Raw genomic sequence first — 10,436 nt, 5'->3', positions numbered from 1 at the left:
CCTTTACCCCACCAACTAGCTAATCCGACGCAGGCTCATCCAATAGCGCAAGGTCCGAAGATCCCCTGCTTTCCCCCTTAGGGCGTATGCGGTATTAATCCGGATTTCTCCGGGCTATCCCCCACTATCGGGCAGATTCCTACGTGTTACGCACCCGTCCGCCGCTCGTCAGCAGATAGCAAGCTATCTCTGTTACCGCTCGACTTGCATGTGTTAGGCCTGCCGCCAGCGTTCAATCTGAGCCATGATCAAACTCTTCAGTTTAAATCGTTTTGTCACTTCACTCCGAAGAGTGAGTAACGACTCAATTTTGCAATTAAACGTACATGAATTAACAGATATGTTCGCTTGCTCAATTAAGCATCTTAAGTAGTTCAAGACCGAAGTCTTGTTAACCGATGCAATCGCACAAGCGCCCACACGAATTGTCTGATATCTTGTTAAAGAACTTGGTTAGAATCAGGAGATTCTCAACCCTGATCAGCCGTTGATGCCGATCAGCAAGGCCGCCTATCTTACCGCGGCGGCTTTCGTTGTCAAGCAGTCTTTTGCGTCAGAGCAAAGAAGCTTTCCAACTCACTGGCGTTGCCACTCAGGCCCTGTCAGCGGATGCGCATCTTACCGCGCTGCAGCTCGTTGTCAACCGGTCATTTTCGACACCGTTAAAAACCAAACACAACCTCCATCTACCGACATCAAAAAAGCCGGTCAGCAATGAACGATTCGTTCCGCTGTCCTGACTAATGTCTTGGAAGTGGGGCGCATTATACGCATCCAACAGGCTTTAGCAACGATTATTTTCGCTGTAAAAAAACCCGGCAAGGACCGGGCTTTGAACGATTGGCATAATCAGGTATTTACTGCCGCCGCCTTCTGTATAAGCGGAAGCCCAAGGCCAGCAGGGTCAGCAGTATCGGGATCGCAAAGATGTTCATAAGCTTAACCTGGGTGCCCAGCTGCTCTATATCCTTACCCAACTGATGTTGGACATTTCTCAACTCTTTTCGAATCTTCAGCTTTTCCTTAAGAAAGTTATCCACCTCGCTTTGCTGCTCTGGACTGAGAACCAGGGCCTCAACCCCTTCTTTCTTGGACTGCAACTCTCTCAGCTTGCTTTCCGTGTCCGACAATTGCTGTTTGAGCTCTTCTTCTTTCTGGTAGAAACGAGTTTCAGCAGCCCTCTCCAGTTCATTGACCGTTGTAAATGGCCTGCTGAACTGGCCACGACTTCTAATGCTCATCAGGTCGGCATTGCCCAGAAGGTTGTCCACCATATTAATCAGCATGTCTCCGTTGTTGGCAAAGGGCTGTACAATCTGCTGGCCAAAAAAGCTGGTTTTCTGAACCCAGAACCGATCGGTCAGGACATCCGTGTCAGTCACCACAATGACATTAATGTCACCAACGGATTCATTCACATGAGGTATTTGCTTATCACTGTCAGTCGCAGCAGCCTTATCAGGTTGCTCTTTACCAGCAGCGGCTTCCCCCTTCTTGTTATCACTCTTTTCTATAGCACCAAGCTCTTTTTCCCCGTCTTTTTTGGTTTCAGGCTTGGGTCGACCATCCGGGTAAGCGCTTTTTACCTTGCCGGAAATACGGGCGGCAAGTGCATACTCATTACCCGTGGGCTTAAACTCCCGGTACAGGGAGGAAGGGTCAAAGAGAAAGGTAAATTTCTGGCTGTCCATCAACATGGCGCTTTTGCTGGAATGAAGCAGTACTTCAACTCTGGTTTTCCCCTCCTCCAGTGACTCCAATGCACCCGCTGTAGCAAAGTTGACGCTTTTCAATGAGGTGGTGACCACATCATCCTGGCTGAAACTGTTCTCATCAAAACCAAGAATACCCAGGTGTCTTACAGGACGCCCTGTCTGAGATCCGACCGTCAGTGCATTACTGGAATCGGCCAACACCATGCCAGTATCCATCTTCACCCCCCATGAGCGGAATAAGGGTTCCAGTGTTGCCGACTTGCTACCCCCCATGGCCATCATCATCCCGCCCATGTCTCCCATACCACTGGCATCGGATTCAGCAACGGGGTCCACAAACACAAGAGCTCTACCGCCTTTTAGGACAAATTGATCAATGGCATAGCGAGTCTGTTCCGATAAATCCTTGGGATAAATCAATACCAGTAATTGGAAGTCATCGGGAATCTCGCTCACCTGAGCATCCAGAGTACGAACATCGTATAATTGCTTCAGCTGGGCAACACTGGTCCAGGGTCCCGTTGGCTGACGGGAAGCCATATCAAACCCACCTTCAACTTGGAGCTGGGAAATCAGGGCGATTTTTGGCTTCTCTGTTTCAGTAACCGAAAACACCAGCTTACTGATGTCATATTCCAGAAAGCGTTCCTTATCTGGATGAATAAAAGGAACCACTTCTTTTCGACTGGCATCCTCATCACTGACAATGACCAGCCCAAAGTAAGCTTCCCTATTCCCGGTTCCCAAGGGAACGGCCTGCAGACCGTACTCAGACGCCTTATCCTCGGCTTCTGAAAAAGGTTCAGGATCAATAATCTCCAGGGATAGCTTTCCCCTGGAGGCAAGAACGTATTCTTCCAGCAGCTCTGTCACTCTGCGGGCATAGTTCCTGATAAAAGGGACTTCGCCGGTCTGGCTGTCAGAATAAAACAGTTTAATGATGGCTTTTTCTTTCAGACTTTCCAGAAGGTGATGGGTGCCTTCAGAAAGGGTATAGAGGCGATCTTCCGTCAAATCAACTCGTGTCCCTTTGAAAGCCAGGTTGATCGCAATGGTCAGAAACAGCGTACACAGGGCCAGAATCAGCAACCCTGCTCTGGAAAACAGTCGTTGTGTCATGGTCAGCTCCTTAGTCCGCTTTTTTCATATCTATGGCAATTGCCGTCGCCAGTAACCAGGCCAGAATCATCACCAGAAAATAGAGCACATCTCTGAGATCAAGAACGCCCTTGCTGATGGCTTCAAAGTGGGTCATGAAACTGAGAGAGGCAATGCCATCGAGAATCCACTGGGGCACCCAGGCACTGAAAGCATCAAGCACCATAGGGAATCCCGCCACAACAAACAGAAAGCAGACAACAACGGTCAGAATGAAGGCGATCACCTGGTTGCGGGTCATGGCTGACATACAGGAACCAATAGCCAGAAAGCCCCCCGCCATCAGCCAGCTGCCAATATAGCCCGCCAGTATCACTCCGTTATCAGGGCTTCCCAGGTAGTTCACCGTTAACCACATGGGAAAGGTCAACAGCAGGGCAATGCCAGAAAAAACCCAGGCTGCCAGGAACTTACCCATCACAGCCTGTTTCAGGCTGACCGGTAACGTCAGAAGCAGCTCTAAAGTGCCCGCCTTTCGCTCTTCAGCCCAGAGGCGCATACTGATTGCCGGGATCAGGAACAGATATAACCAGGGATGAAAACCAAAAAAAACGGATAGATCCGCTTGCCTCAGCTCAAAAAACCGCCCCAGATAAAAGGTAAAAAGGCTGTTCAACATCAAAAATATAACGATGAACACATAGGCCAGAGGGGTCGCACAGTAGCTGGCTAATTCACGCTTGAAAATAATACCAGTGATACTCATCAGACGACCTCCCTTTCGGAGGCACTCTGGGTCAATGCACGAAACACGTCATCCAACCGACCTTTTTCCACAAAAAGCTCCTTTATCTTCCAGCCATTTTCCGCCACCTTCTGGCTGACAGGCTCGAACAGGCTGGCACCGGATTCTGAAAACAGGGTATAACGCCCTGGCTCCGGACTTTCCAGACGGCTCACTCCAGGAATCTTTTCCAGAATGTCTGTTACCGCAATATGTCCATCCTCAAACTCGAGGGTCAATGCTTTGTGATAGCGGGATTTTTCCTGCAAGGCTTCTGGCGTTTCATCAGCAACGACACGGCCATCGGCAATGACAATGGCCCGACTGCATACGGCGGTCACTTCTTCAAGGATATGGGTGGAAATGATGACAATCTTTTCTTTTGACAGACTTCGAATTAATTCACGCACCTGGTGTTTCTGGTTTGGATCCAGCCCATCGGTGGGTTCATCCAGAATCAAAACCCGGGGATCATGAAGAATGGCCTGAGCAATGCCCACCCGCCGTTTAAACCCTTTCGACAGATTATCTATCGGCCGGTTAACCACTGAAGCCAAAGCCAGTTTATCCACCACATTCCTGACTCTCTGGCGCTTTTCAGCTCCCCTGAATCCCCTGATCTGAGCAATAAAATCCAGAAACTGGGATACCAGCATATCACCATAAGCGGGCGCACCTTCAGGGAGGTAACCAATCATAGCCTTTGCATTAACAGGATCTTTATTTACATCATGCCCAAAGACACTGACACCGCCTTCAGAAGGTTTGATAAAACCAGTGATCATTTTCATGGTGGTGGATTTACCCGCACCATTGGGACCCAGGAAACCCAGCACTTCACCAGGCTCCACTGAAAAGCAGATACCCGCCACTGCATGGCAGTTCCCAAAAGACTTATGGAGGTTTTCGATTGTTATCATTTTTCCAATCCAGTCTCCGTTAAAATCTGAAGATATAGAAATATAGAAGCAGTTTTTATTATTTCAAATTCAGTATTTAATCCGGACAGCCCGGAAACCCTCGGTTAAGGATTCCCTTTCCTGATTAAGGGCCTGCTTTTCAATGTTAATTCCTGCTTTTTATCAAGACAACTCACTTGAGAATGTTACTGAGACAATCGTTTTAAAAAAGCTCGCTGAAATTGCCGGATCTCACCATGAAAGGCTTTCAAAGCTTCATCGGACGCTGGCTGCGCTGGTCTCAAACCATTGAGAATAACCGCAAATAACAACGGCTCCTGATGTTCGGGAAAAACATACCCCACCATGTTATTGACACCGTTCATAAACCCTGTTTTCAACCACTGTTCTTTTTTGGATCGCCCTGCCAACCAGGGAGCCTCCTCTTTCCAGTGATCCCAGCCAACCCTGAGCACCGCCGCAAAGTCATCGGCACTGGCCAGGTTATAACGGGATAATCCGGAACCATCCACCAGACGGCTTCTTTCCAGGGTAACCCCTTCCTCCCTCAGAAAAGCACGCACGGCCTCTGTTCCGGAAAAGAAGGAACCCCTCCCTCCATTCACCTTATGGCCAATGGTTTTCAGAATACTGTCGGCATAGAGGTTATCGGATTTTTCCAGAACCCTCTCCAGCAGGACGGGCAGTGGCTCCGAAAAATGCTGCCCTACTTCCCAGGGAAAGGCTTTGTCCGGTTTACCCAGCAATACCTGCCCTTTAAACAGAAAACCGTTTTGCTTCAATGTTGCTTTTACAAAACGCCTGACCGCACGCTCCGGATTGCTGACCGCAAAAGCCATCCGCATGGGTCCGGCACCGGGCTCAACACACCCTTCCAGACGATACTCATGACTGGAAGAAGGCCAGACCTCCTGAACACACCCTCTTATCTCATGGGGTTCAGGCCGCCGGGTAATAATCTGGCTGTCAACACTCAGCAGCCAGCCCGGCTCATCGTATTCCATCCTGGCCCGCCTTCCTGTCTTGTCAGACGGGTTCAGCCAGCCAAAAAAGCAGTTTCGATCCAGAATCATGGCGCTCACAGGAGCGGCAAAACAGATATTATGGTCATCCCAGCTGGCACCACCCGCCCTTGGATAACCGTCATAAGCCTCACCGTCCAGCCAGATATTGCCATTCAACTCCCTGACACCTTTTTGCTTCAAGGTCAGCAATAACGTCTTAAGATCCTCATGAGTCAAAGAGGGGTCGCCGGAAAAAGACAAAAGCAGGTCGGAATTCAATACTCGTCTGGACGCCAGTTTTCGATGACTCAACAAGCGGGTGGAAAAGCGATAGTCGCGCCCCAGGGCCTGATAGGCCACAATCGCTGTAATCGCCTTGACCGTACTGGCGGGCAAGAGGTTGTAGCTGGCATTGCGTTCATACATAACCCTGCCGGAGTCTGCCCCAACGACCTTGATGGAATGCACATGCCCAGGTGGCAGAGAGGCAACCAACCGGTCCAGATCAAGTTCAAGATCATTATGCAGAGATCCCTGCGCCTGAACAGCCAATACACTCAGTACCCAGGCTATACACCCTGTCAGCCAATGCTTCATAACAGACATTTCATAATAAGACCCAAACCGCCTGAACGAATAGTGTCGCTCACCCCGAACCCTGAAAAGGGCGGCAGGCTCCCCGGCATTTTCACAGTAAAAAAACGGCAGCCGAATAAAAATGCAGCCCGCCTTTACACTATGCTATTAGTCAAATCCCAGATCAACACACTGGCGGCTGGTGAGACTGGCGATAATGCCGACAATCCTTTTTAATGGGAGTAGACTATCAACCGTATCCGCTCACCGCAGCGTTGTCATGGAAACAGGCAACTGCTAGACGGTGAAAGCATTTTCCCGGGAAATGGCAAGCTTTGTGAAAAAACTCAAACTAACATCGACACAACTCATCGCAAAACAGCCAGTCAAGGATTTAGGTTTTAAATCCACCGATGAACTGGAAAACTACATAGGCATTCTTGGTCAGGAGCGAGCCACCGGTGCGATTCAGTTTGGCGTCGCCATGCATCGTTCCGGCTACAACATCTACGTTATGGGAGAGTCCGGTACCGGCCGGATGTCGTATCTACGCAAACACCTGGAAACCGAGGCAAAAAGGCAGAGTTCCTCGGATGACTGGGCCTACGTCAACAACTTCGACAACCCTCGGGAGCCCAGAGCTCTCAAACTGCCTGCAGGGTTGGGCAATGACCTGCAGAAAGACTTTGGGTCTTTCATCGACAAGCTGCTGATGACCTTTCCGGCAGCCTTTGAAAACCCCACCTATCAACAGCGCAAAACCGCCATTGAGCGCAGCTTCAACAAACGCTACGACCAGGCCATTGACCAGATAGAACAGGAAGCCCTGAAAAGGGACATAGCCCTCTATCGGGACACCGGCTCCCTCAGTTTCACCCCCATGACCAAAGGCAAGGCCATGGACGAAACCGAATTTGCCCAGCTGCCGGACAAGAAGCGGGTCAAATTCAACAACGACATCAGTGAGCTGGAAACCCAGCTGAATCAATCCCTGGTGGAGTTACCTCAGTGGAAACGGGAATCCAATGAAAAGCTGCAGACCCTCAACCAGGAAACCATTGACCAGGCTCTGGCACCGCTACTGAAACCACTGCTGAAAAAATACAGTAAGCAGCAGAACATCCTGGATTACCTGGAGGCGGTGAAGCAGCACCTGCACCGCACTGTCATTGAGTACCTGGCTGACGACCGCAGCATGGAGTCCAAAGAGGACGCCAGCAAACGTTCCGCCCTTGAAGAGCTGTACGCCCCTAATCTGGTGGTGGCCCATAAGAGCGATGCGGCCGCACCGGTGATTTATGAGTCCCATCCCAATTACAAAAACCTCTTTGGCCGCATTGAGTACGCCAGTGAGATGGGCGCCCTGGTCACCAACTTCCGCCAGATCTGCCCCGGATCACTGCACCAGGCCAACGGCGGTTACCTCCTGCTCGATGCCAACAAACTGCTGGAAGAACCCTTTGTCTGGGAGGCCCTGAAGCGCGCCCTGAAAGAACAGCAGCTGAAAATCGAATCCCCTTACTCTGAAATGGGGTTGATGAACACCATCACCCTGACCCCGGAAAACATTCCCCTGGATGTCAAAGTCATCCTGGTGGGATCCAGGGACATCTATTACATCCTCCAGCAGCTGGATCCGGACTTTCATGAAATGTTCCGGGTTCTGGTGGACTTTGATGACCAGATCCCCCGCAACCCGGACACCGTTCAGGCCTTTGCCCAGCTGCTGAAAAACCGGGCGGATGATGAAAACTACCCCCCCCTTTCCGCCTCTGCCGTAGCTCGACTGGTGGAGCAAAGCTCCCGGATGACCGAAAACCAGCGTCAGCTTTCCGCAAAGATTGGCGACTTGTTTGACCTGCTGGCCGAGGCTGATTTTATCCGCCGCGCCAGTAACGGCCGGAAGATCAACCACGAGCACATTGACCGGGCCCTGGAAGCCAAAGCCATTCGAACCGGCAGAGTCAGCAAGCAGATTCTGGAGGAAATGCTGGAAGGCAGTATCCTGATCGACACTGAGGGAGAGCAGGTGGGGAAAATCAATGGCCTCACCGTTCTTGCCGTGGGCGATGCCAGTTTTGGCTCACCCGCAAGGATCACCGCAGCGGTTCACCCCGGCAGTCAGGGCATTGTCGATATTGAGCGTGAAGTGGCTCTGGGGCAGGCCATCCACTCCAAGGGGGTCATGATTCTGACCGGGTACCTGGGCAGCCGCTATGCCCAGAAATTTCCTCTGGCCATTTCCGCCAGCCTGGCCATGGAGCAGTCTTACGGGTACATTGATGGCGACAGCGCTTCAATGGCAGAACTCTGCTGCCTGATCTCTGCCCTCACCGACACTCCCATCAAGCAATGTTTTGCCGTCACCGGTTCCATGAATCAGCATGGTGAAGTTCAGGCCATTGGTGGTGTCAACGAGAAAATCGAAGGCTTTTTCGATCTCTGTGCAGCCCGAGGGCTCACTGGTGAGCAGGGGGTCATCATTCCCAAGGCGAATGTTCGAAACCTGATGCTGCACAGTAAAGTGGTGGACGCGGTCAGGGCCAAACAGTTCAATGTCTATGCCGTCAGCCATGTGGAGGAGGCCCTTGAGCTATTGACCGGCCATAAGCCAGGCAGCCTGAACAGTAAGGGGCTGTATACCAAAGGATCCGTTAATCAGAAAGTAGTGGAGCGCCTGAAGGAAATTGCCGAGCTGTCCAAAGACAGCCATTGATGATTCCCCCCCTGAAAAAAACCTGCTCATGGCAGGTTTTTTTCAGCTGCCAGGGCCATCAGAAACGAAACTCCACTCCCGCCTGTAAAAAATGTCCAAGTGCATTACTGGACCAGGTGCCTGCATAACTCAAAGAGACATTAAACGTCTCATTCAAGACTGTATCGACTCCGGCGGCATAATACATAGCATGACGGTCATACTCACCAAAGCCAAAACGCCCACTGCCGGTTTCAAGGTCAGCAGTCGTGTATTGGTTGTATTGCCAGCCCACCGAAAGCTTGAACTCAAGGGGCTGCTCGAACTGCAACCGATCATAGCCGAGCGTTCCTCCCAACCGGGTCGCCCAGCCACTGGAGGAAGCACTGTTAATGCGGGTATTATCATACTGCCAGTTAAATGCATCCCGTGACTGGTTGGAGTAAAGCGCCTGAAGTTCCGGGGTCAGGGTTAATCCCCTGGCCATATGCTCCATATCAAAGTCATACCCTCCCCGGACAAAAAGATCCCACTGTCGGCTGCTGTAATTTCCACTGTAGCTATTATTCTTGTTATCCACCTTTCCCCAGTTATAGGTAATCAACCCTTCCGCATGGGCTGGCCCCGACCCCAATGCAAATGCAGGACCAAGGCGCCATACCCCTGATTCCACTTCCGCATCACTGTTTCGCATGTCAGCCGTCAACCGCTGCCAGGCCCCATAGAGCCCCACCAGCCACACCTCCCCGGCCGGATGCATTATTGCCCCCTGAATACCGTAACCACTGGACTTAAAACCCGGTAGGTCACTCACAGGATCCTGATCCAGGTAGTGGCCATAAAGTTGGAAAACCGTGACCCAGGGGCCTTTCATCATTGATTTTGCCCCTTCAGCCAGCCGGCTGCCATAGGAGGCGTCATCCCCTTCTCCCTGCCCCAGGTAATCCACTTCTTCATGGTCATTGTTGCTGGCCAGCCACCGAAAGGAAGGAACCGTCTGAAACAGGTCCTCGTGATAACTGACAACGGAGTCATGAGGAATTCTGCCCCTGAACAGGCTTCGGGTTACACCAGTAAACCGGTCATAGGCGATAAAGGTTGCTTCCTGATTCATTTTATCCGCCACCACCGGAGGTGACTTCATTGATACCTGTTGAGCAGACGATAATAAATGGGATGATGGAATAATGGCCGTTCTGACCCCCAGGCTTTTGGCAAACTGATCCTCATTCTCACTCTCTATGGCTTTAAAATAAGTATCCTGGCTGTGAGGAGTCTTCCACCTAGTGGATGTATCCAGAACGATTTTAGAGTGAACCGGAATGGATTCAGTATGCGACAAAGTGACAGTATTGGCAGAGGGGTCTGAATGAATCTCTGGGCTGGGGGTGGCACAAAACCCTGAATTCAAAACACCGGTTGAAAGCAACACCGGTACTATCCCCGTCAACATTCGCGTATTGGGCCTGTTTAAACGTCTGACTTCCACAGCGATACCCCGATAACGACCTGGTAACCCGTCCACTTTCTATTCAATCATGCTGGCCATTCAGCCATACAGACCGTTCTTCGGTCACTCCGGATCCGTTAGAAAGCCGGGACTGACTGAGACAGAAAGCAGCCATATGACTTCAGAACATAGTC

At 51.0% G+C, this 10,436-nt stretch carries 7 protein-coding genes and 1 rRNA gene; 2 read left to right on the top strand and 6 right to left on the bottom strand.

Translation table 11 applies throughout. The features are described from left to right. The 5 genes from ACNRUY_RS18260 to dacB all read right to left on the bottom strand — a co-directional run. Positions 1–264: ribosomal RNA gene (locus ACNRUY_RS18260) — 16S ribosomal RNA — on the bottom strand; the annotation flags it as partial. Between the two features lie 593 nt (positions 265–857). Further along, positions 858–2,834 (bottom strand): GldG family protein, encoded by a 1,977-nt coding sequence (locus tag ACNRUY_RS18255; RefSeq protein WP_488113086.1) that lies wholly within the window; start codon positions 2,832–2,834, stop codon positions 858–860. Between the two features lie 10 nt (positions 2,835–2,844). Beyond that, the gene (locus ACNRUY_RS18250; RefSeq protein ID WP_488113085.1) at positions 2,845–3,579 is read right to left on the bottom strand and encodes an ABC transporter permease; all 735 of its coding nucleotides are present in this window, start codon (positions 3,577–3,579) and stop codon (positions 2,845–2,847) included. Next, positions 3,579–4,517 carry an ABC transporter ATP-binding protein gene (locus ACNRUY_RS18245; protein WP_488113084.1) on the bottom strand — a complete coding sequence of 313 codons (939 nt, stop codon included), beginning with the start codon at positions 4,515–4,517 and terminating at the stop codon, positions 3,579–3,581. The genes ACNRUY_RS18250 and ACNRUY_RS18245 overlap by 1 nt, the downstream gene beginning before the upstream one ends. A gap of 185 nt (positions 4,518–4,702) precedes the next feature. Beyond that, complete coding sequence (gene dacB / locus ACNRUY_RS18240; protein WP_488113083.1) at positions 4,703–6,118, bottom strand: D-alanyl-D-alanine carboxypeptidase/D-alanyl-D-alanine endopeptidase; 1,416 nt, start codon at positions 6,116–6,118, stop codon at positions 4,703–4,705. 42 nt (positions 6,119–6,160) lie between these two features. On the opposite strand from dacB, the gene ACNRUY_RS18235 reads away from it, so the two are divergent. Then, positions 6,161–6,334 carry a hypothetical protein gene (locus tag ACNRUY_RS18235; protein WP_488113082.1) on the top strand — a complete coding sequence of 58 codons (174 nt, stop codon included), beginning with the start codon at positions 6,161–6,163 and terminating at the stop codon, positions 6,332–6,334. Between the two features lie 100 nt (positions 6,335–6,434). Beyond that, positions 6,435–8,813, top strand: a complete 2,379-nt coding sequence (locus tag ACNRUY_RS18230; protein ID WP_488113081.1) for a Lon protease family protein — start codon at positions 6,435–6,437, stop codon at positions 8,811–8,813. A gap of 58 nt (positions 8,814–8,871) precedes the next feature. Here the strand turns inward: ACNRUY_RS18230 and ACNRUY_RS18225 are convergent, their stop codons facing one another. Continuing rightward, entirely contained in the window at positions 8,872–10,245 is a 1,374-nt protein-coding gene (locus ACNRUY_RS18225) for an autotransporter outer membrane beta-barrel domain-containing protein (protein WP_488113080.1), read from the bottom strand. Positions 10,246–10,436 lie beyond the last annotated feature (191 nt).

The sequence above is a fragment of the Endozoicomonas sp. Z74 genome (assembly GCF_057680865.1).
Note: the sequence above shows the minus strand (reverse complement) of the source record. Positions and strands in the feature narration are given on the sequence as shown.